The sequence below is a fragment of the Stenotrophomonas sp. AB1(2024) genome, from assembly GCF_037482345.1.
Lineage (GTDB): Bacteria > Pseudomonadota > Gammaproteobacteria > Xanthomonadales > Xanthomonadaceae > Stenotrophomonas.
This window is the reverse complement of the sequence record NZ_JBBHKO020000001.1, coordinates 2,041,535-2,061,744: the sequence shown is the minus strand read 5'-3', so window position 1 is coordinate 2,061,744 and position 20,210 is coordinate 2,041,535. Positions and strand designations below refer to the sequence as shown.

Here is a 20,210-nt window from a genome sequence, read left to right as displayed (position 1 = left end):
GTGGCTCTACGCGCTCAGGCGGTCATGCCCCTGTTACGGCGGGCGCGCCCGGCGTGGCGAACAACAGCAGCACATCTTCATCGCGCGGCGCCGGCAGGCGCACGTCGCCACGGTCTTCCATGCCCAGCTTGCGCAGCAGCGCGGCCGAACGCAGATTCTCCGGGGCGACGATGCCGTACAGGTCCGGATACCCGAGCACGTCGCGTGCGTAATGCATCACCCCGCGCGCGGCTTCGAACGCGTAGCCGTGGCCTTCGTACTGCGCCATGAGCGCATAGCCCACATCGGGCGCAGGCAGGCCATCGCGGCGCACCAGCCCGGCGTTGCCCAGCCACGCCCCGTCGCTGCGGCGGATGATGGCGTACATGCCAAACCCGTTGAGCGTGTAACTGCCGAGAACGCGCTCGGCGGTGTAATCGCGCGCCTGTGCCAGCGTGCGCACGCCACGGTCGGCGATATGGCGGATGAAGCCCGGCTCGTTGAGCAGGGCCAGCATGTCGGCCGCATCATGGTCGGGATCGATCAGGCGCAGCTGCAGGCGTTCGGTCTGGATCACGACGGACATGAAAACCCTCGGCGATGGGAAGGTATCGATTGTAGAGCCACGCCCTGCGTGGCTGGCTTCTTCGTTCAGGACCGCGAAGCCACGCAGGGCGTGGCTCTACGGGATGGCATGCGATTCAGTCGAACAATGCCTCGATCGCCGCCAGGCCCGCACTGGCGCGTTCCTTCTTGCGCGCCGCATCGGCCACCGGGTCGGCGCCATCGCGCTGCATTTCCTCGGCCGGGATTTCGTCGAAGAAGCGGCTGGGCTTGAGCCGCACGTGCTCACCGAACTTCCGGGTCAGCTTGCTGTGGCTCATCCACAACTGCACCTTGGCGCGGGTGATGCCCACGTACAGCAACCGGCGTTCCTCCTGCAGGTTGCCTTCGTCCAGGCTCACCTGGTGCGGCAGCACGCCATCCTCGCAGCCGACGATGAACACATACGGGAATTCCAGGCCCTTGGACGCATGCAGGGTCATCATGCGCACCTGGTTGCCGCCGTCGTCCTTGTCGTTGCGCGACAGCAACGCCAGCTGCGCGGCCAGGTCGGCGGTGGACGCGCCGCGCGGGCCGCCTTCGAACCACTGCGCCAGCTCTTCCAGGTTGCCCAGCCGACGCTGGTACACCGATTCTTCCTTGCACGCACCGCGCAGTTCGGACACCAGGCCCGAATCCTTGACCAGTCTGCGCACCAGGTCGCCCGAGCTGAGCCTGGGCATTTCCGCACGCAGGTCGCGCAGGATGTCGGTGAAGCGGCTCAGGCTGTTGGCCGCGCGCGGCGGCAGCTGCGACAGCGCGCCGATCGCCTCGGCGGCATGCGCCATCGGCAGCTCCTTGTCCGACGCCAGCTCGGCCAGCTTGGCCAGCGTGCCAGCCCCCACTTCGCGCTTGGGCGACTGCACCGCGCGCATGAAGGCCGTATCGTCATCGGGGTTGACCAGCAGGCGCAGCCACGCGAGGGTGTCCTTGACCTCCTGCCGTTCCAGGAACGCGGTGCCGCCGGTGATGTGGTACGGCGCGCGCACCAGCTGCAGCGCCTTTTCCAGCGGGCGCGACTGGAAGTTGCCGCGGAACAGGATGCAGAAATCGCTCCACGGAATCTGCTTGGACGTGGCCAGGTAAGAGATCTCGGCCGCGACCTTCTCTGCCTCATGTTCGCTGTTGCGGCACTCCCACACGCGGATGCGCTCGCCGTCGGCCTGGTCGCTCCACAACTTTTTCAGGTGTTCGTGCGGGTTGTTGGCGATCAGCGCATTGGCCGCGCGCAGCACGCGGTTGGAACAACGGTAGTTCTGCTCCAGCTTGATGATTTCCAGCGCCGGGTAATCGCGCGCCATCTGCTGCAGGTTTTCCGGGTTGGCACCGCGCCAGGCGTAGATCGACTGGTCATCGTCGCCCACGCAGGTGAAGTTGCCGGCGCTGCCGGCCAGCTGCTTGAGCAGCCGGTACTGCGCATCATTGGTGTCCTGGCATTCGTCCACCAGCAGGTAGCCGATGCGCTCGCGCCAGGCCAGCGCGATCTCCGGGTTTTCTTCCAGCACCTGCACCGGCAGGCGGATCAGGTCGTCGAAATCCACCGCGTTGAATGCGGTCAGGCGCAGCTGGTAACGCTCGTAGACGCTGGCCGCTTCCTTCTCGCGGTTGCTGCGCGCCTGGGCCATCGCCTGCTCGGGCGACAGGCCGGCATTCTTGGCGCGCGAAATCAGGTTCTTCACATCCTCGATGTCGTCCGGCTTGGCGCCGTACATCAGGTCTTTCACCTGCGAGGTGGAATCGTCGGCGTCGAAGATCGAAAAGCCGCGCTTGAGCCCGACAGCGGCATGCTCGATCTGCAGGAACTTCAGGCCCAGCGCGTGGAAGGTGCAGATGGTGACGTCTTCGGCGTCGCCGCCCTGCAGGCGCCTGGCCACGCGCTCGCGCATTTCCTTGGCGGATTTGTTGGTGAAGGTGATCGCCGCGATGCGCTTGGCCGGGTAACGCCGGGTGCTGATCAGCTGGGCGATCTTTTCCACGATCACGCGTGTCTTGCCGCTGCCCGCGCCGGCCAGTACCAGCAGGGGACCTTCGCAGTGCAGCACTGCCGCGCGTTGGGGGGGATTGAGACCGTGCATGCCTTCTCCGTGGGTGCGCCATTGTAGCGGGCCTGCCGGGGGGCCAGCCCGGTTGACGCCGGCATCGGCACCCGGTATTGAGGGGATCTGAGCCTAGGGAGGTGCTGCATGAACGGACGTCTGAATGGTCGTTGGATGTTGGGCGTGCTCACGGCGCTGGCCGTGTCTCCGGTACTGGCACAGCCCCAGGTGGCGGACCTGCGCGCGCGGGAAGTGCTGAGCAGTCCTGCGTTCATGGCCAACCACCCGGACATGCGCTACCGCCAGCTGGGCCATCAGGCCCAGGCCGACGGGCGCATGAGCGAGGCGCGTGACCACTTCCGGGCGGCGGCGCGGTACGCCGACAAGCTCTCGCAGGCGGCCTTGGCCGAACTGTGGTGGTCAGGCCAGGGCGGCCCGACCGACCGGGCCCTCGGTTATGCGTGGATGGACCTGGCCGCCGAGCGCGGCACCCCGTTGCTGCTGGTCCAGCGTGAGCGCTATTGGGCCGCGCTGGACCCAACCGAACGCGAGCGGGCGCTCACGGAAGGCCGGGCGCTGTATGCCGAGTTCGGCGATCCCACCGCCCAGCCACGGCTGGAGCGCGAGCTGCGTGCCGGGCTGCGCCGGGTGACCGGCAGCCGGACCGGGTCGGTGCCCCGCATGGAAATGTTCGTCCGTGAGCATCGCGGCGCCCGTACCGTGGATGCCGATGCGTTCTACCAGGACGACTACTGGCAGCCGGACCGGTATTGGCAGTGGAAGGCCGCGGAGCTGGCACGCGTCGGGGGCGGCAATGGCACGGTCGATGTGGGCCCGGCAACGACCGTTCGCTCCCCCATCGACTAAAATCCCTCGATGGCCAAGCTCTATTTTTATTATTCGGCGATGAATGCCGGCAAGACCACCACGCTGCTGCAGTCGGCGCACAACTACCGCGAGCGCGGCATGCGCGTGGCCATCCTGACCCCGCGGCTGGACGACCGCGCCGGGCGCGGCGTGGTGGCCTCGCGGATCGGGTTGAAGGCCGACGGCATCGCCTTCGACCGCGACACCGATCTGGAACAGCTGATCCGCACCGATATCGCCAGCCACGGGCCGTTGGGCTGCGTACTGGTGGACGAAGCCCAGTTCCTCAGCCGCAGCCAGGTCTGGCAGCTCAGCGAGGTGGTCGACCAGCTGCGCATTCCGGTGTTGTGCTACGGACTGCGCACCGATTTCCGCGGCGAACTGTTCGAAGGCAGCCAGTACCTGCTGGCCTGGGCCGACGAGATGCAGGAGATCAAGACCATCTGCCACAGCGGCAAGAAGGCCACCATGACCGTACGCGTGGACGAACACGGCCACGCGGTGCAGGACGGCCCGCAGGTGGAAATCGGCGGCAACGAACGCTACGTATCCGTCAGCCGCGCCGAGTTCAAGAAGATCACCCGGGGCGAAGGCAAAATCGACCCAGCCCAAGCGCAATTACCGATTTAAACAGCCCCGGCCGTAGGTTGGTTAATCCGGGCAACCGCCGTTAATACAACGTGCGTTCCGGTGCCCCTGCCGGCGGTGGGGTGTATTGATACAACCACGTTTCGGTGAGGGTCTTCCCACCGCTGCGCAGGTAAAGACGGATGTCGATCTGGTCGGTGCTGTTGTCCGGCGGAACCAGGTCGAACATGGCGCGGTAGCCCTTGATCTCGCGCAGGGGGCGCGCCGAGACGATCTCGGTGCGGCCGCGGCTGGCCTGCACCACCGCTTCCACTTCGCCCTTGTCGATCAGCGCGGCCAGTTCGCCGCCCTGGAAATCCACCGCGAAGCGCCATGAGAAATACTCGCGCTTCTTGCCGATCACCCCGCCCAGCCCGGTGCGGGTGGCCACGGCCTGTGCCAGCGGTGGGCGCGCAGGCGGTTCGGCGCCCCAGTACAGGCGGTAGCCGATCAGCAGCTCCTGGCCCGGCTGCGGCTTGGCCTCCGGGTTCCAGAACGCCACGATGTTGTCGAAGGTCTCATCCACGGTGGGAATTTCCACCAGCTGCACCGAGCCCTTGCCCCACTGCCCCTTCGGTTCCACCCACAGGCACGGGCGCTTCTCATAGAACACGCCATCGTCCTGGTAGTGGTCGAAGTTGCGGTCGCGCTGGAGCAGGCCAAAGCCCTTCGGGTTGTTGTCCACGAACATGTTGAAACGCAGCTGGCGCGGGTTGGACAGCGGGCGCCAGATCCATTCGCCCGCGCCGGTCCACATCGACAGACCGTCGGTGTCATGGATTTCCGGGCGCCAGTCCCAGGCCATGCGGCGGTCGTTCTCGCCCACCTGGTACATGCTGGTGCACGGCGCGATGCCGAGCCGTTCGATGGTCCTGCGCGGGTACAGCGCCACGTCCACGTCCATCAGCAGCACATCGCCGTTGGTGATGGCGAAGCGATAGGCGCCGGCCACGCTGGGCGAGTCCAGCAGCGCGTACACCACCAGCGTGTTGGAATCGGCTGCCGGCTGTTCCAGGAAGTAGGCGATGAAGTCGGGGAATTCTTCCGGGCGGTCCATGCCGGTATCGATCGCCAGACCGCGCGCGGACTGCCCGTACTGGCCTTCCTTGCCCACCGCACGGAAGTAGCTGGCGCCCAGGAACGCGGCGAAGTCGCGGTCGGTGTCCTTGCGGGTGTTGAGGCGGAAGCCGGCAAAGCCGAGGTCGGCCGGCAGGTGCCCGTCTTTCAGGCCGCTCTTGCCGTAGTTGAATGCCGCCGGGTCGTAGGCCAGTTCCTGCGCCTTGCCATCGACGATATCGAACATGCGCACCGGCGAATGGAAATACAGGCCCAGGTGGAAGAATTTGGCCTGGAAGCGGCCGGGCTGGTCGGCCCACAGCGCGTGGTCCTGGCGGTAACTGATCGACTGGTACTGGTCCCAGTCCAGCGCTTCCAGCGGCCCTGGCAGGGTGCGCCGATGGCTCTTGTATGGCGCTTCGGACAGCGCGCGCGCCTGGCCCTTGAGTATGGCGAAGTCGAACGGCTGCGGCTGGCCCAGCCGGCGCAGGCCGACCTGGCTGCCCTGCGCGGCACAGGCCGGCAGTGCCGGAAAACCGATGGCGGCCAGGGCCAGGGAAGCGTTGCGGATGAAGTCGCGTCGTTGCATGCAGGCAGCGATGGGCAGGAAAGGGTCGGCCATCATAGGCACGCGAACGTTAATTCGCCGCCGTGGCGACGGGTTTGCGTTCAGGCTCGCCCAGCCGCACCTGCAATAACCCGCCGCTGCACGCTTTCAAGGCCTGCTCGACCTGGCGCGGAACGCGGCCACCCTGGGGGCGCTGCGCACGCACCTCGGCCTGCAGGCGCGCCAGCGCCTGGCGCCCACGTGCCGGCGCCTGCGCGCAGTCCAGCTGGCCCAGCGCGGCCCGTGCCAGCCAGCGCAGGTTGACGCTGCGCGGATCCATCGCCCCGCCCTGGGTGAGCGGCAGCAACGCGCGCTGCGCCTCCATCGGCTGGTCCATGCGGATCAGGTTGCGTCCCCACGCCAGTTGCACTGCCTGCAGTTGCAGGCGCGCGTCCGGGCCACCACGCGCGGATTGGCGCATCAGCTTGGCCAGGCGCTCGCCGGCCTGCCAGGGATCGACATGCTCGCCGATGATCTCGGCCATGCGGCGGTCGCCGCGCTGCACCTCCGGATCGTCATCGCCGCGCTGCGCAGCCTGCCACTGGCGGCCCTCATGGAAAGCGGCCAGCGCATCCTGCCAGCGGCCGACGTCGGCCAGCGCGTTGCCGTAGTCGTACAGGCCCTGCGGCAGCAGGCCGATGCAGTCCGGCTGGCGCCAGATCGCCACTGCCCGCCCAAACGCATCCACCGCTGCAGCGGCGTCGCCGCGTTCCAGCGCCGAGCGCCCCAGCGCATGCCAGGTCTGGCCAGTATCGCGGTGCTGTTCGCCCAAGGCCTGCCGGGTGAGCCGATGCACCTGCTGCAGGGCGGCCTCGGCTTCGGCAAGATCGCCACGCTGCAGGGCCAGGGTCGCGCGCAGGCGGCGGATGGCCAGCGTCTCCGGATGGTCGGTACCGTACAGGTTGACCGCGTCGGCCCAGGCCGCGCGCAGGTTTCGGTCGGCGCCGTCCAGATCGCCCTGCGCGGCCATCATTTCACCCAGATGGCGGCGCAGCGTGACCCGTTGTGGGTGGCGGGCGGTGGTGCGTGCCTGCAGCAGCTGCAATGCCTGGCGGTAGCCGGCCAATGCGGCCTGGGCATTGCCATCGTCGTTTTCCAGCGCGGCCAGATCAGAGAGGCTTTCGGCCATGCCGGTTGCATCGTGGGTGATGTCGCGGCGCAGGGCGAGCGCACTTTCAAACCCTTCGCGCGCCGCATCGCGGTAGCCCAGCAGCTGCTGGCAGCGGCCCAGCTGGGCATGGAACTCGGCCACGATCGACGGCAGCGCCTGACGCTGTTCGTCCGCCAGCGCCTGCATCGGCCTCATGTGCGCCACGCACTCGCGCGAGCGGCCCAGCATGCGCAGCGCCCGGCCCCGCTGGGTCACCGCTTCCAGCTGCAGCCCGGGTGGCACTTCCTTGACCTGTTCCAGCAGCGCGCGCTGCCGGTCCAGGGTTTCCAGCGCCAGCGCGTAATCGCCCATGCCGATCCGCAAGCGTCCTATCACCCCTTCCAGGTCCGCCAGCGGCAGCGGCTGGTCGGCCAGTTCGGCCTCGCCACGCTGCTGCCCGGTGGCCAGCAGCTGGCGCACATCGAAGCTGCCGTGGCGCACGCTGGCGGCGCGGTCGAACAGGCCGATGGTGAAATCCTGCATGGCCTGCGCGCGGGCGATCTCACGCCGCGCCTGCTGCATCTGCCACACCGCCAGCGCGGCCAGCACCGCCAATGCCAGCACCGCTACGGCGGCCAGTGCCACCCCCCAGCGATGCCGGCCCAGGTACTTGCGCAGGCGGTACAGCGAACGCTGCGGGCGCGCGTGGATGGGGCGCCCTTCCAGGAAGCGCTGCAGGTCCTGCGCCAGCGCCTCCACCGAGGCGTAGCGCTGCGCCGGTTCCTTCTGCAGTGCCTTGAGCAGGATCGTGTCCAGGTCACCGCGCAGGCGCCGGGCCAGGCGCCGCGCGGCCGGCGTGGCCGCCGCATCGGTGATGTCCCCGCGCAGCAACACGCTGGACGCACGCGGTGAATCCACTTCCAGGATCGAACGCTCCCACTCGGCATCGCTGTGCCGGCGCAGGCGGTAGGGCTTGCGCCCGGTAATTACCTCGAACAGCACCACGCCCAGCGAATACACATCGGTCAGCGTGGTCACCGGTTCGCCACGCACCTGTTCGGGCGCGGCGTAGTGCAGGGTGAAGGCGCGTGCCTCGGTCGGCGGGTGCGCGGCGTTGGTGCGCGCCTGCTCATCGTCGAGCAGTTTGGCGATGCCGAAATCCAGCAGCTTCACCTCGCCTTCGGCGGTGACCAGGATGTTGGAGGGCTTCAGGTCGCGGTGCACGATCAGGTTCGCATGCGCGTGGCTTACCACTGCGCATACCTGCAGCATCAAGTGCAGGCGTCGTTCCAGCGGCAGCTGCAGGCGCTGGCAGTAATCGGTGATCGGCTCGCCTTCCACGTAGGCCAGCGCCAGGTAGGGCTGGCCCTGCAGGTCCACGCCGGCGTCCAGCAACTGCGCCAGGTGCGGATGCTGCAGCCGCGCCAGGATCTCGCGTTCGCGGCTGAAGCGTTGGCGCAGCCCGGGATCGGCGTAGCCGCTGCGCAGCAGCTTCAGCGCTACCTGGCGCTGGTACAGCCCGTCGGCGCGTTCGGCAAGCCACACCTCGCCCATACCGCCCTCGCCCAGCTGGCGCAGCAGCCGGTACGGGCCGATATGGGTGCCGGCGCGGCTGTCTTCCGGCGCGGCGGTCCACAGCGGCTGGGCCAGGAACTCGTGGCTTTCCCGTTCGTGTTCCAGCAACCGCTCGATTTCATCGGCCAGCGTCGCATCGGCCGCGCGCAGCTGCGCCAGGCGCGCGACGCGCTGGTCGTGGGGCATTTCCAGCAACTGATCCAGCAGCGTCGACAGCTGCCGCCAGCGCACTGCATCCATCGTCCCTTCCCCGGGCGCTGCATTACCACCGTGCACATCCACCCGCGCCAGCGCACGGGGCCCTGACTGCCGCCGTGCTCAGTCCTCGCGGACCGACGCCAGCAGGAACATCCGCGCTTTCTGCCAGTCGCGCCGGATACTGCGCTCCGAGCGATGGCACAGGTCGGCGATCTCCTGTTCGGACAACCCCGCGAAATAACGCAGTTCCACCACCTTGGCCAGGTGGTGGTCCACTGCCTGCAGGCGGGCCAACGCCACATCCAGCGCCAGCAGGTCTTCATCCAGGCGCACGCCGCTGCTGCTGTTCTCGGGAATTTCAGCCACGCGCTTGAGATCGCCGCCACGCTTGCGCGCCAGCCGGTTGCGCGCGTAATCGACCACCACACTGCGCATGGCCGAAGCGGCGTAGGCAAAGAAATGCGCGCGGTCTTCAAAGCGTGCCACGCCGCGCGCGCCCAACAGCTTGAGGTAAGACTCGTGGACCAGCGAGGTGGCATCCAGGGTACGGCCCTGCTGCCCCGCCAGCTGGCGCCGGGCCATGCTGTGCAGTTCCTGGTAGAGCAGGGTCAGCACCCGGTCCAGCGAGGCGCGGTCGCCCGCCCGGGCCGAATCAAGCCATACGGTGATATCCGGGCTTTCGTCCATCGCACACCCCCGCCGGTGACGTTGGGCCGACTATAACGCCCGTACGTGCCTGTGCGTGCGACGGTTCAGCGCTGGCAGTGGCCGCACCAGACGCTGGCGCGCTGGCCAATGGTGGCGTGGCGCAGCGCCCGGCCGCACTGCCGGCAGGGCTGGCCTTCACGCCCGTAGACCAGCAGTTCCTGCTCGAAATAGCCCGGGGCACCGTCGGGGTTGATGAAATCACGCAGGGTGGTGCCACCGCGGGTAATGGCGTGGCCCAGGATCTGCTTCACCGCTGTGGCCAGGCGCTGGTAGCGCTCGCGGGAGATCCTGCCGGCCTCGCGCAGGGGATTGATGCCGGCCATGAACAGGCTTTCGGCGGCGTAGATGTTGCCCACCCCTACCACGATGGCCTGGTCCATCAGGAAGGTCTTCACCGAGGCGCTGCGGCCCCGGCTGCGCTGGAACAGGTAGTCGCCGTCGAAGGCGTCGTCCAGCGGCTCCGGGCCCAGCCCGGCCAGCAGTTCATGGGTAGTCCCGGCCGGCTGCCAGAGCAGGCTGCCGAAGCGGCGCGGGTCGTTGAAGCGCAGCAGGCGGCCGTTATCGAGGCTGATGTCCACATGATCGTGCGCGCGCACCGGGGTATCGCCGGGCAGCACCCGCAGGCTGCCGGACATGCCCAGGTGCAGCAGGGCGCTGCCGATGGCGGTATCCAGCAGCAGGTACTTGGCGCGGCGGCGCACCCCTTCAATCGCCTGGCCAGGCAGCAGGGTGCTGATTTCGTCGGGAATCGGCCAACGCAGGTCGGGCCTGCGCAGGATCACCCCGTGCACGCGGCGGCCTTGCAGGTGCGGGGCCAGGCCGCGGCGGGTGGTTTCGACTTCGGGGAGTTCAGGCATACCCACATTGTAGAGCGGGGCTCTGCCCCGCTGCTTCATCCCGACTCAGGCGCCCTCGGCGGCCGCAGCAGGAGCAACCGCCGGTTCCTGCGACACCGGCGAGCGGTCCGGGAACAGCGTCGGCAGCGCGGCAACGAACTTGGCCGCACACGCATCGGTGTAGCGCTGGGCAACCTGCCTGGCCATCGCGTAGTCGTCGGCCTGCCAGGCCTCCAGCGGCGCGGAAACCGGTTCGGCGACACTGCAGTGCACACCTTCACCGCCGGTCAGGCGCAGCAGCTTGCGGCGGTACGGGAAGCCCACATGCATGGTCTGGCGCAGCTCGTACTCGGTCTCCGCGTTGCCCAGTTCCTTGTAGACCAGCGTGAACTCGCCCACGGTGGACATCACCCAGACCTCCTCGTCCGGCACCGCGCCCGGGTGCGCTGCGAAGTAGACCCCCAGACTCTCGCGCATCCTGTTTTTGAGGTAATTGAAGGCCGGGTTGGGGACGCTTTCGACGCGGGTGCCGTGCAACTGGTGCTTGTTGAAGGTGCTGCCGCCCACGGTACCGGACAGGAGCGACAGGACCGCCTTGCGTGCGAGCGCGCCGCCCGTGGCAGAGCGCTGGACCAGACGAAGCTCGCGGTCGCTGACGGGCTGACCGTCCGGACCCGGCTGCGGCTCGGCGCTGACGCGTACCCGGCCGACCCACGGCGGCACGACATCGGTAACGACTTCCTCATCCTCAACGTCGCGCCTCCATCCTACGCAGCACCTGGCGCTTCAAGCTCATCTTTGATGCTGAAAAGTCCGTGTCGATACAGGGTCTTCAGCTCCGCTCTCTTCGCTGAAAACAGGTCAAAGCTTCTATCCACATCCTCCAGATTAGCGGTGACCTGCACGAGGTATCCATTCGCGTACTCATCAACAATGAAGCCCGCCCTCTTCATCGCGTCTCGATCACCCTCTTCGGAGAACTCGTCGCCAAAGTAGGTTGCCCACGCGAGGTTGTGCAGCTCAGGAGCCAGCGAAGCTCCGAACGACCCAATTTCAAATGATGACCACGCGCCCCGGCGCCCAAGTTCGCGAGAAGTGAACAGATGAAGCGTTCCAATCTGGGGAGGGAAGATGCGAACAAGCTCACTGAATAACATCCTCCAATCGGTTCGTGAGTTCCACGGGGCGGAGATGCTGACACTCCCGGGAACCAGCTTCCCTGCGTGGTTGTAGATTCGGTGCCGGACGTAGCCACTCGGCTTAACAGTCTTCTTCCGCCTCCAAGCGAATGGCATCGGCGCTTCGAAGCTCCGTCCCTGCGATTCAACGATAGCCGCGGCTGCCCACCAGCGCTTCAACAGGGAACAAATGTCGCAATTGGCCACATTGCCACCGCTCTACCTAGGTGGGGCGGACAGTTCCTTCGCGCTCAGGACGCCGTCGCCGTTGGCGTCCTGCTTGTGGAAGCGTTCGATGATCGTCTGCCGCTGCTGTTCGCGGGTGATCGGCTTGCCCTTGCCGCCGGGCAGTTCATCGGCGCTGAGCACACCGTCGCCGTTGCGGTCCATGCGGTCGAAGGCGTACATCATCCACTGCACATATTCCTCGACGCTGACCTTGCCGTCGCCGTCGGCATCCATGCGCTGCAGGTAGGTCCCGGTATCGGTGACCTGGGCGTGCGCGGCCGTAGCGAGCAGCAGCACGGCCGCGCAGGAAAAACGCCGCACAAGGCGGCGCTTTCCGAAGGTGCGTTGAGCGCGCTGCACGGGTCAGTGCGCGGTCAGCGCGTAACCTTTCAGGCGCGCTGCGTAGTTCTGCAGGGCGGCGATACCGCTGGCCTCGGCCTCATGGCACCAGGCCTGCAGCAGCTTCAGGCGTTCGGCGGCATCGTTGCCACGGGCTTCCAGCAGGGCCGCCAGGCGCGCGCGGTGTTCCACCAGCACGCGGATGCGCGGGCGCTGTTCGACCCAGGTGCTGAGTTCGGCGCGGCAGTCCGGCTTGAGCCAGCGGCCGTCGTTGACCAGGCCACGGCGCATGCGGCGCGGCAGCAGCTTGCGCAGCTTGGCACCGGCAAAGGCCGCTTCCTCGCGCAGGGCGGGCACGAACACGTTGCGCTGGTAATCGGTCATGGCCTGGAAACGGTGCGAGAGCAGCGCCTTGAGGGTTTCGGCATCGGGCACGGCGATGTTCGGGCGCACGTCCATGTTCGGCGCCACGCGCAACACCTTGGCCAGGCCCACGGCCTGCAGGCCACGGATCACCGCCCAGCCGATGTCGAATTCCCAGCGGCGCATCGAGAACCGGGCCGAGCTGGGGAAGGCGTGGTGGTTGTTGTGCAGCTCTTCGCCGCCGATCCAGAACGCCCACGGAGTGAGGTTGGTGGAGGTATCGGCCGATTCGAAGTTGCGGTAACCCCACCAGTGGCCCAGGCCGTTGACCACGCCGGCGGCCCAGAACGGGATCCACGCCATCTGGATCGCCCACAGCGCCACGCCGGGCAGGCCGAACAGCAGCAGGTTCACCGCGAACAGGGCCACCGGGCCCAGAGTGGCGTGCGGGGTGTACAGGTGGCGCTCGATCCAGTCATCCGGAGCCCCACGGCCGTACTGCTCGATGTCCGCGCGCATGCCGCGGGCTTCGCGGTACAGCTCCACGCCGCGCCAGAACACCATGCCAATGCCCTTGGTGACCGGGCTGTGCGGGTCTTCGTCGGTTTCCACCTTGGCGTGGTGCTTGCGGTGGATGGCCACCCACTCCTTGGTGATCATGGAGGTGGTGAGCCAGGTCCAGAAGCGGAAGAAGTGCGCGATGACCGGGTGGAAATCCACGCCGCGGTGCGCCTGGCTGCGATGCAGGTACAGGGTGACGGCAAAGATGGTCAGCTGGGTGACCACCAGCAGCACCAGGCCCATGCCCCACCAGCCGAGGCCGACTACACCGCCGGTCAGGAAGTTGAGGAGGGTATCGAGCATCGCAGGACTCCGGGCCGCAGCGGCCAACAGGGAAACAGGTACGGGTGTGTCCATGATGGGGCCAGACGTTGCAAACTTCATCCATCTGATGCGATTTTTGCGCAGTCATTCAGTTGTTTTCCCCCTTCGTGAGCATTGCCCCCGCATTCATGACCGTTGCCACCCCTTTGCCGGCCATTGCCGCCGCCCCCCTGATCGAACTCGACCGCGCCTGCGTCATCCGTGGCCAGGTGCGCGTGCTCCACGACCTGAGCCTGCGCATCGCCCAGGGCCAGCACACCGCGCTGCTGGGCCCCAACGGCTGCGGCAAATCCTCCTTCATCAAGCTCATCACCCGCGAGCTGTACCCGCTGGCGCATGCCGACGGCAGCGTGGCCGTACGCGTGCTCGGGCAGAACCGCTGGCAGGTGGACCGGCTGCGCTCGCAGCTGGGCATCGTCACCGGCGACCTGAGCAGCAACCTGGCCGACATGCCCGGGCTGACCGTGGAAGAAGCGGTGCTTTCCGGGTTCTTCGCCAGCTTCGTGGTGCCGGCCTTCCGCGAGGTCACCGGAGACATGCGGGCGCGGGTGCGGGAAACGCTGGGCCTGACCGGGGCCCTGCCGCTGCTGCACCGTGGTTATGCCGAACTGTCGGCCGGTGAAACCCGGCGCGTGCTGATCGCCCGGGCGCTGGTCAACCGGCCGCAGGCGCTGCTGCTGGACGAGCCGTCTACCGGGCTGGACCTGGTGGCGCGCCAGCACCTGATCGCCACCATGCGTACCTTGGCCGCGCAGGGCATCACCTTGGTGCTGGTCACCCACCACATCGAAGAAGTGATTCCGGAGATTGAACGCGTGGTGCTGCTGCGCGGTGGGCGGATCGCGGCCGATGGCACGCGCGCGGAGCTGTTGCGCGATGGACCACTATCGGACGTATTCGGCGGGCCGATCCAGGTGGTGGAGCACGAGGGCCGCCTGACCGCCTTCGCAGGCTGACGCCCGCGACGGGGGTAGAGCCGGAGGGGACGGGCGTTGCCCGTCCCCCGGCTTCTTTCAGAACCGCACTGCTACCGCGCGGCTTTCAATCGGCGCCATCCGGCCCTGGTCCTGCAGCTGCAGGTCGCGCAGTTCAAACGGGGCGGCATAGCCGCTGGGCAATGCCACCGTGTCGAATGCCAGCAGCAGCTCGCCCGCACCTGCCGCATCGAACCACGCCGCACTGTGCGCCTGCGCCACCGGGTGCAGCCTGCCGTCGGGCCCGGTGGCATGCAGCGTGCCGCGCGCCTCGTAACGGCCTGGCGCACCGATCTGCAGCGGCAGCCGCACCTGGCGCTGTGCTGCATCCACCTCGACCTGGCCGCTGAAACGCGCGGTCGGCCGGGCCACCGCGAACGCCACCTTGGCGTCGCGCTGCACGCCCTGCGCAGTCACGAAGGCCTGCAGTTCCCACAGCCCCTGCGCCTGGCCTACATCCTCGGGGATGCTCACCTGCGCACGCAGGCCGTCCTTGCCGGCCACCAGCGGCACCGGCCAGCTGCGGCCATCGGGTGCCACCAGCAGCGCTTCACCGCCCGCAGGCAGCGTGCGTGCCACCGAGCGCCCCGCCGCCAGCGCCGCGCTGCCGCCGTCGTGCTGCAGGCGCGCACTCAGCACCACGCTGCCACCGGCCAGCACCTGCCGGCGGTCGGCCTGCAGCTGCAATGCGATCGGGCTGTTGGGCTCCAGCACCTGCACCACGTAGCGGCCCTGGGCCTGCGGCGCCTGCAGGCGGTAGGTACCCACCGCCGTGCTGGCGCCGGTACGTGCCATCGCGGTGCCCGCGCCCACGCCCATGCCCGCCGCACGCAGCTGCTGGGCATCCACCACCTTGTCCAGCGCGACCGCACCGGTGGGGTCGCGCACCTGCAGCTGCTCCACGTCCAGCGCGCGGGCGCCCTGTACCGGGCTGACCTGGATCACCGCATCGGGTGCGGTCAGCGGCAGCTCCACGCCGCGCTGCAGGCTCGCTGCATCCACGGTGTCCCAGTAGCTGCGGCTCAGCGCAACGAAGGGGGCCGGCGTGCCCAGCGCCTGCTGCGGGTCCAGCGCCCAGGCAAAGCGCACGGGAGCGCGTTCCACCCTCGCATCGGGCATGGGTGCACGTTCCACGCGCGGTGCCACCTGGTCGGTGCCGCGCGCGGCCTGCAGCGGTTGGGCGGCCTGCAGCGGCAGCGCGAACAGCGCCGAGGCCACGGCCATGGCAAGCGTCAATCGTGAAGTCATGGCGTGCTCCTCAGAGGGTCAGGTCATTGCGCAGGATCGCGCCCAGGCCGAAGCATTCGCGCCGGCTCTGGTTGTGGCTGAGCGGCTCGGCGCCAGTGGTGCGCGCCTTGTCGGTGAACAGCACCGTGCCGGCCGCCTTCTGGCTGCTGCAGTCCAGGAAGCCATCGGAACAGCTGTCGAGCCAGTTCTGGGTCAGCTCCAGCCCCACGTTCTGCGCGTAGCCGCCGCAGTAACTGCTGCCGTCCCACACGGCCGATTCCACGTCCGACCCGACCACGGCGCGGAACGGTCGGGGCAGCGCCGGGCGCCCCGCTGTGCCGTACAGGTTCTGCGCGTTGTAGGTGGCCATCCAGCCCACCTGCTGCATGCGCACCGCATCGTTCTGGTAGCCCAGCAGCCAGCCCACCGAGGCTTCGAAGGCATTGCCGTTGAGCACCGCGTCGGCCAGTGGCGTACCGGCCGACGAAGGCGCCAGCGCGGTGACCTTGCTGATGGTCTGGATGAGCTTCGGATAGCGGCTGTCGTAGGTGGGGTTGGACAGGATCCAGCGCACCACGTTGCCGCCGTTGGAATGGGTGATCACCACCAGCTTGGTGATGCCCTTGTTGTTGATGAAGGTGGTGAGCTGCCCGGCCAGGCAGCCGGCCGCTTCTGGCTTCCACATGTACTGCTCGAAATCGCAGTTGACCACGGTGTAGTTGGCGCTGTTGGGCAGGCCCTGGCGTACCGTGTCGATGATGCCCGGCTGCCAGTAATCGGCGCGCGCATCGGTCTGATTGCCCGTGCCGTGCACGAACGCCACGCCCACCACGTCGGCCGCATTCGCGCTGGCGCAGGCCAGCATCATTGCCAGGGCCAGGCCAGCGCCCTTCCCCACTGCAGTGCTTTGCATCGTGTGACTCCCTTTGATCAGCGGGGCAGAGCCCCGCTCTACCGGTGATCCCCCTGATTGCCGGCGCCGCGTGCAACCCATGGCGGCGCCGAGGCAGAAGCTATGCTGGCTGCGAATCGGTTTCCGTGAACCAGTAGAGGGTTCCTATCATTTGAAACGACTCCCAATGCTGCGCTGCACGGCGCCATGCCGGGTCTGGCGGCATGACCAGTGGCCGCAGGCAGGGCCGTGCGAAGCTGCGATCATGCGGGCTTCACGCTTTTGAGACCTGCCGATGCACGCTGTCGCCCCCTTCCTGCGCCCCCTGCTGACCCCCGCCCTGCTGGTGGCCTTGGCCGGCTGTACCACGGTGGCTGCGCCGACCACCCCGGTGGAAGCGTCGGTAGTCACCAAGGCGGTGGGGTACCTGGGAGCCGACGCCGTGCCGGACAGCCTGGCGCTGGTGCCGGCCCCGCCGGCGGCCGGCTCGGCCGGATTCGCGCTGGATGAGCAGGTCAGCCGCGAGGCGCGCGCCCTGCGCGACAGCCCGCGCTGGGCGCAGGCACACCGCGATGCCGAACTGGGCTTCCCCGAAGGCGCGAACCAGTTCGCCTGCGCGATCGGGTTGGACGTAGACGCGCAGAAGACCCCCGCCCTGTACCGCCTGCTCGAGCGCAGCCGCATCGACGCCAGCGCCGCCACCCGCAGCGCCAAGCATCAGTACCAGCGCGCGCGGCCGTTCATGGTCAATGGCGAACCCACCTGCACGCCGGAGGACGAGGAAGGCCTGCGCAAGAACGGTTCCTACCCGTCCGGCCACACCTCGATCGGCTGGGCGTGGGCGCTGATCCTGTCGGAAATCGTCCCCGAGCGCGCCGACGCCATCCAGGCCCGCGGCCGCAACTACGGCGAAAGCCGCCTGGTATGCAACGTCCACTGGCAGAGCGACATCCTGGAAGGGCGGTTCATGGGCGCCGCTGCGGTGGCGAGGTTGCACGACAATGCCGACTTCAACCGCGACCTGCTGGCGGCGCGCAAGGAAATCGCAGTGGCGCGAAAGGCGGGAGCGACCGTAAACCACGATTGCGCGGCCGAGGAAACGGTGCTGAAAATCCGACCCGCCAGCGCGCTGTGACGTTTGATCGCCCGATGCTGCGGTATCCGGGCCTCATAACGTTCGCCAGCAATTCGTAGCGCCGGGCTCTGCCCGGCGACCGTGCGAAGCGCGGCTCGAGCGTCCGGAGCGACAACAACGCGGCGTTGGTGTCATCACCGACGCTGACCTCTGTCCGAAGCCGTCCGTCAGGGGTTCATGACATCGGAACGGAGTGCCGTTTTTCGTTTCAAGGTCATGCGTTACCGAGCGTTGAAACGTTATCGGCAGTGGATGCTCCTCCGCGTCCTGCGGCCGCACCACTTGTGCATCCATGCACGGCGTCGTTTGGGAACCGACTCTACCGATGGGTGCACAGCGTCGTTAGGGTCCGACGCGTGCGAAACAGATTCTCCACACACAAAAACGGCGCGGATCTCTCCGCGCCGTTTCCATGACATCCCTTCACTCCGTGATCAGAACTTCGCCGTGAACTCCACGCCAAACGTGCGCGGCTCGTTGAGGAAGCCGGTGAGGTTGTTGAAGTCGATCGCGCCCACCACACGGGTCTGGTTGGTCAGGTTGCGACCGAACACGGCCACGTCGTACTGGCCGTAATCCCAGTTGTAGCCCAGGCGCAGGCCGCCTTCCAGCGACGAGCGGCTGCGGAATTCCGGCGACTCGTACAGGAAGAAATTCACCGCGCTGCGGTAGGCCCAGTCGGTGTACACGTAGAACTCGCTGGCATCGGTGATCGGGAAGCCGGCGCGCAGCGTCATGTTGTGGATCCACTTCGGCGCCTGCGGCAACGGGTTGCCGTTGACCAGCGCGTAGGTGCCACCATTGATCACCGTGGTCGGGTCGGTAATGGTGCAGCCGCCACCGCAGATCGCCACCGCCAGGTCGCGGTCCTTGATCTCGGTGTCGTTGTAGCTGCTGCCCAGGGTCAGCAGCACGTGGTCGGTCAGGTAGGCTTCGAAGTCCAGCTCCGCGCCCTGGCCGATGGTCTTGTCGGCGTTGAGCAGGGTGGCGGTGTTGTTGCTGCCGCCCACCGCGATCAACTGCTGGCCATCCACGTTGTAGCGGAAGATGTTGAAGCCCAGGCGCGCGCGGCGGTCGAACAGGTCGGCCTTGACGCCGATCTCATACGAAATCACCTTCTCCGAATCGGCCTGCGACACGCCACCGAAGGCCAGGCGGCCCTGGATCGACGGAGCGCGGAAGCCCTTGGCCACGCGTGCATACGCGTTGAAGTTGTCGGTGACCTGGTACACCCCGCTCAGGTCCCAGCTCACATCGTTGACGTCGGTGTTGGCCAGGTACGGGCCGCTGACCGGCGTACCACCCGGCACGGCCTGCAGCACGCTGGCGGTGAAGTCCTTCTTGTCCTGCGTGTAGCGCACGCCGCCGCGCAGCTTGAACTTGTCGGTGACGTCGAAATCGCCCGACGCGAACGCCGCCCACGCCTTGTTGCGCTGGCTCTGCACCGCGTGGCCGGTCTGCGGGTTGCCCGGGGTCAGCGAGTCGTAGTTGAAGCTGTCGATGGTGACGTCTTCATCGAAATAGAACACGCCCGCCTGCCAGTCGAAGCGGCCCCATTCGTTGGATTCCACGCGGAATTCCTGGGTCCATTGGCGGTGGTGCGGCAGGCCGTCGGCCGATTCGGACGGGAACGGAATGAAGCCCGGGCCGTAGTTGCCGTCGCCCAGGAAGCTGGCACCGTAACCACCGTCGATATCGCCATGGTTGAGCGATTCGGCGGTTTCATAGCCGGTGATCGAGTGCAGCGTCACGCTGCCCAGGTTCCACTGCAGGCGCGCGCTGCCGCCCCAGGTTTCCAGCTCGGAGAAGTTCACGCCGTCATTGGAGACCTTGTCGCGGTCGAAGTTCTCCACCAGCGCATTGCTGCCCGGCTGGATGATGTTGGCGCGGAACAGGCGCGCGGTGCCGTTGAGCTTGCGCTTGTGCAGGTTGAACAGCGCTTCGAACTCATCGCCTTCGTACAGGAACTGCACGCGGCCAGCGGCTTCGTCGTAGCCTTCAAAACCTTCCGCCGGTGCATTGGGGCGGGTGTTGTCCACGTAGTTGTCGCGGCGCTGGTACAGCGCCGACACGCGCGCGGACCAACGGTCGGTCAGCGGGCCGCCGTAGGCGGCCTGGGTGTTCCAGGTGTCATAGGTGCCGTAGGAAACTCTGACGTAACCGTCGGCGTCCTGCGACGGGCGGGCCGAATCGAATTTCACCACGCCGGCCGGGGTGTTGCGCCCGAACAGCGTGCCCTGCGGGCCGCGCAGCACTTCCACGCCGGCCAGGTCGAACAGCGGGAAGCCCTTCAGCAGCGGGCTTTCCTGCACCACATCGTCATACACCAGCGACACCGGCTGCGAGGCATTGAGATCGAAATCGGTGTTGCCCAGGCCGCGGATATAGAAGCGCGGGAAGGCACGGCCGTAGGACGATTCGATGTTCAGGCTCGGCACGCGGGCCGACAGGAAGCGGATGTCGTCGCCGGCCGAACCGAGCACATCGAGCTTTTCGCCCTGGATGGCCGAGATCGACACTGGCACGTCCTTGGCGTTTTCCACACGGCGCTGGGCCGTGACCTGCAGGGTGTCCAGTGCAACCGGATCCTTGGTGGCGGGGGCATCCTGGGCTGCGGCCGTCAATGGCAGCAGGGCGGCAAGAGCGACAACGAGGGGGTGCACGGACGGAAGACGGCCGTGGGCAGTGCGGTTCGGGAACATGGCGATTAGGCTGTGTTGGGAAGGGTGGTGGACCGGCGCTACCAGACAATTGTTGCAGTACAACAACATGCGAGCAAATTCCCGGCATTCATTACCGGATTCTTC

General features: G+C 67.4%; 17 protein-coding genes. 4 read left to right on the top strand and 13 right to left on the bottom strand.

The features are described from left to right. Positions 1 to 22 precede the first annotated feature (22 nt). Together WIX41_RS09495 and WIX41_RS09490 are read right to left on the bottom strand one after the other, a co-directional pair. Positions 23 to 565, bottom strand: coding sequence for a GNAT family N-acetyltransferase (locus tag WIX41_RS09495; RefSeq protein WP_339446932.1), 543 nt, complete (start codon positions 563 to 565; stop codon positions 23 to 25). A gap of 115 nt (positions 566 to 680) precedes the next feature. Continuing rightward, positions 681 to 2,657, bottom strand: a complete 1,977-nt coding sequence (locus WIX41_RS09490) for a UvrD-helicase domain-containing protein (protein ID WP_339446930.1) — start codon at positions 2,655 to 2,657, stop codon at positions 681 to 683. A gap of 108 nt (positions 2,658 to 2,765) precedes the next feature. Between WIX41_RS09490 and WIX41_RS09485 the strand changes: the two genes are divergently transcribed. Next, entirely contained in the window at positions 2,766 to 3,485 is a 720-nt protein-coding gene (locus WIX41_RS09485) for a hypothetical protein (protein WP_339446928.1), read from the top strand. A 9-nt stretch (positions 3,486 to 3,494) separates the two neighbouring features. Beyond that, entirely contained in the window at positions 3,495 to 4,115 is a 621-nt protein-coding gene (locus tag WIX41_RS09480) for a thymidine kinase (protein ID WP_339446926.1), read from the top strand. 40 nt (positions 4,116 to 4,155) lie between these two features. Here the strand turns inward: WIX41_RS09480 and WIX41_RS09475 are convergent, their stop codons facing one another. The 8 genes from WIX41_RS09475 to WIX41_RS09440 form a co-directional block, all read right to left on the bottom strand. Beyond that, a complete protein-coding gene (locus tag WIX41_RS09475; protein ID WP_339449456.1) occupies positions 4,156 to 5,757 on the bottom strand; it encodes a glucan biosynthesis protein in 1,602 nt (533 codons plus the stop codon). A gap of 49 nt (positions 5,758 to 5,806) precedes the next feature. Beyond that, positions 5,807 to 8,680, bottom strand: a complete 2,874-nt coding sequence (locus tag WIX41_RS09470; protein ID WP_339446924.1) for a protein kinase domain-containing protein — start codon at positions 8,678 to 8,680, stop codon at positions 5,807 to 5,809. Positions 8,681 to 8,758: 78 nt separating this feature from the next. Next, positions 8,759 to 9,325: an ECF-type sigma factor gene (locus tag WIX41_RS09465; RefSeq protein WP_339446922.1), complete on the bottom strand. Its 567-nt coding sequence runs from the start codon at positions 9,323 to 9,325 to the stop codon at positions 8,759 to 8,761. A 65-nt stretch (positions 9,326 to 9,390) separates the two neighbouring features. Continuing rightward, on the bottom strand, positions 9,391 to 10,203 hold the full coding sequence (gene mutM / locus WIX41_RS09460; RefSeq protein WP_339446920.1) for a bifunctional DNA-formamidopyrimidine glycosylase/DNA-(apurinic or apyrimidinic site) lyase: 813 nt from the start codon (positions 10,201 to 10,203) through the stop codon (positions 9,391 to 9,393). A 45-nt stretch (positions 10,204 to 10,248) separates the two neighbouring features. Continuing rightward, on the bottom strand, positions 10,249 to 10,905 hold the full coding sequence (locus WIX41_RS09455; RefSeq protein WP_339446918.1) for a hypothetical protein: 657 nt from the start codon (positions 10,903 to 10,905) through the stop codon (positions 10,249 to 10,251). A gap of 44 nt (positions 10,906 to 10,949) precedes the next feature. Continuing rightward, on the bottom strand, positions 10,950 to 11,339 hold the full coding sequence (locus tag WIX41_RS09450) for a hypothetical protein (protein ID WP_339446917.1): 390 nt from the start codon (positions 11,337 to 11,339) through the stop codon (positions 10,950 to 10,952). 240 nt (positions 11,340 to 11,579) lie between these two features. Further along, positions 11,580 to 11,909, bottom strand: coding sequence for an EF-hand domain-containing protein (locus WIX41_RS09445; RefSeq protein ID WP_339446915.1), 330 nt, complete (start codon positions 11,907 to 11,909; stop codon positions 11,580 to 11,582). A gap of 42 nt (positions 11,910 to 11,951) precedes the next feature. After that, positions 11,952 to 13,154: a DesA family fatty acid desaturase gene (locus WIX41_RS09440; protein WP_339446913.1), complete on the bottom strand. Its 1,203-nt coding sequence runs from the start codon at positions 13,152 to 13,154 to the stop codon at positions 11,952 to 11,954. Between the two features lie 149 nt (positions 13,155 to 13,303). On the opposite strand from WIX41_RS09440, the gene WIX41_RS09435 reads away from it, so the two are divergent. Continuing rightward, positions 13,304 to 14,131, top strand: coding sequence for an ABC transporter ATP-binding protein (locus tag WIX41_RS09435; protein WP_339446911.1), 828 nt, complete (start codon positions 13,304 to 13,306; stop codon positions 14,129 to 14,131). Positions 14,132 to 14,188: 57 nt separating this feature from the next. Here WIX41_RS09435 and WIX41_RS09430 read toward each other — a convergent pair whose 3' ends face one another. Together WIX41_RS09430 and WIX41_RS09425 are read right to left on the bottom strand one after the other, a co-directional pair. Continuing rightward, the gene (locus WIX41_RS09430; RefSeq protein ID WP_339446909.1) at positions 14,189 to 15,397 is read right to left on the bottom strand and encodes a DUF4785 domain-containing protein; all 1,209 of its coding nucleotides are present in this window, start codon (positions 15,395 to 15,397) and stop codon (positions 14,189 to 14,191) included. 10 nt (positions 15,398 to 15,407) lie between these two features. Beyond that, a complete protein-coding gene (locus WIX41_RS09425; RefSeq protein WP_339446907.1) occupies positions 15,408 to 16,289 on the bottom strand; it encodes a hypothetical protein in 882 nt (293 codons plus the stop codon). Between the two features lie 274 nt (positions 16,290 to 16,563). Here WIX41_RS09425 and WIX41_RS09420 point away from each other — a divergent pair, with 274 nt between their 5' ends. Beyond that, a complete protein-coding gene (locus WIX41_RS09420; protein WP_339446905.1) occupies positions 16,564 to 17,403 on the top strand; it encodes an acid phosphatase in 840 nt (279 codons plus the stop codon). A 434-nt stretch (positions 17,404 to 17,837) separates the two neighbouring features. Here the strand turns inward: WIX41_RS09420 and WIX41_RS09415 are convergent, their stop codons facing one another. Then, the gene (locus WIX41_RS09415; RefSeq protein WP_409187355.1) at positions 17,838 to 20,105 is read right to left on the bottom strand and encodes a TonB-dependent receptor; all 2,268 of its coding nucleotides are present in this window, start codon (positions 20,103 to 20,105) and stop codon (positions 17,838 to 17,840) included. Positions 20,106 to 20,210 lie beyond the last annotated feature (105 nt).

What these genes read in the sequence shown, in the direction of transcription:
- WIX41_RS09475 (WP_339449456.1), bottom strand. Translation starts at nt 5,757, where the DNA reads ATGCAACGACGCGACTTCATCCGCAACGCTTCCCTGGCCCTGGCCGCC.
- WIX41_RS09450 (WP_339446917.1), bottom strand. Translation starts at nt 11,339, where the DNA reads ATGTTATTCAGTGAGCTTGTTCGCATCTTCCCTCCCCAGATTGGAACG.
- WIX41_RS09480 (WP_339446926.1), top strand. Translation starts at nt 3,495, where the DNA reads ATGGCCAAGCTCTATTTTTATTATTCGGCGATGAATGCCGGCAAGACC.
- WIX41_RS09470 (WP_339446924.1), bottom strand. Translation starts at nt 8,680, where the DNA reads ATGGATGCAGTGCGCTGGCGGCAGCTGTCGACGCTGCTGGATCAGTTG.
- WIX41_RS09415 (WP_409187355.1), bottom strand. Translation starts at nt 20,105, where the DNA reads ATGTTCCCGAACCGCACTGCCCACGGCCGTCTTCCGTCCGTGCACCCC.
- WIX41_RS09465 (WP_339446922.1), bottom strand. Translation starts at nt 9,325, where the DNA reads ATGGACGAAAGCCCGGATATCACCGTATGGCTTGATTCGGCCCGGGCG.
- WIX41_RS09490 (WP_339446930.1), bottom strand. Translation starts at nt 2,657, where the DNA reads ATGCACGGTCTCAATCCCCCCCAACGCGCGGCAGTGCTGCACTGCGAA.
- WIX41_RS09425 (WP_339446907.1), bottom strand. Translation starts at nt 16,289, where the DNA reads ATGCAAAGCACTGCAGTGGGGAAGGGCGCTGGCCTGGCCCTGGCAATG.
- mutM (WP_339446920.1), bottom strand. Translation starts at nt 10,203, where the DNA reads ATGCCTGAACTCCCCGAAGTCGAAACCACCCGCCGCGGCCTGGCCCCG.
- WIX41_RS09435 (WP_339446911.1), top strand. Translation starts at nt 13,304, where the DNA reads ATGACCGTTGCCACCCCTTTGCCGGCCATTGCCGCCGCCCCCCTGATC.
- WIX41_RS09440 (WP_339446913.1), bottom strand. Translation starts at nt 13,154, where the DNA reads ATGCTCGATACCCTCCTCAACTTCCTGACCGGCGGTGTAGTCGGCCTC.
- WIX41_RS09420 (WP_339446905.1), top strand. Translation starts at nt 16,564, where the DNA reads ATGCACGCTGTCGCCCCCTTCCTGCGCCCCCTGCTGACCCCCGCCCTG.
- WIX41_RS09485 (WP_339446928.1), top strand. Translation starts at nt 2,766, where the DNA reads ATGAACGGACGTCTGAATGGTCGTTGGATGTTGGGCGTGCTCACGGCG.
- WIX41_RS09495 (WP_339446932.1), bottom strand. Translation starts at nt 565, where the DNA reads ATGTCCGTCGTGATCCAGACCGAACGCCTGCAGCTGCGCCTGATCGAT.
- WIX41_RS09430 (WP_339446909.1), bottom strand. Translation starts at nt 15,397, where the DNA reads ATGACTTCACGATTGACGCTTGCCATGGCCGTGGCCTCGGCGCTGTTC.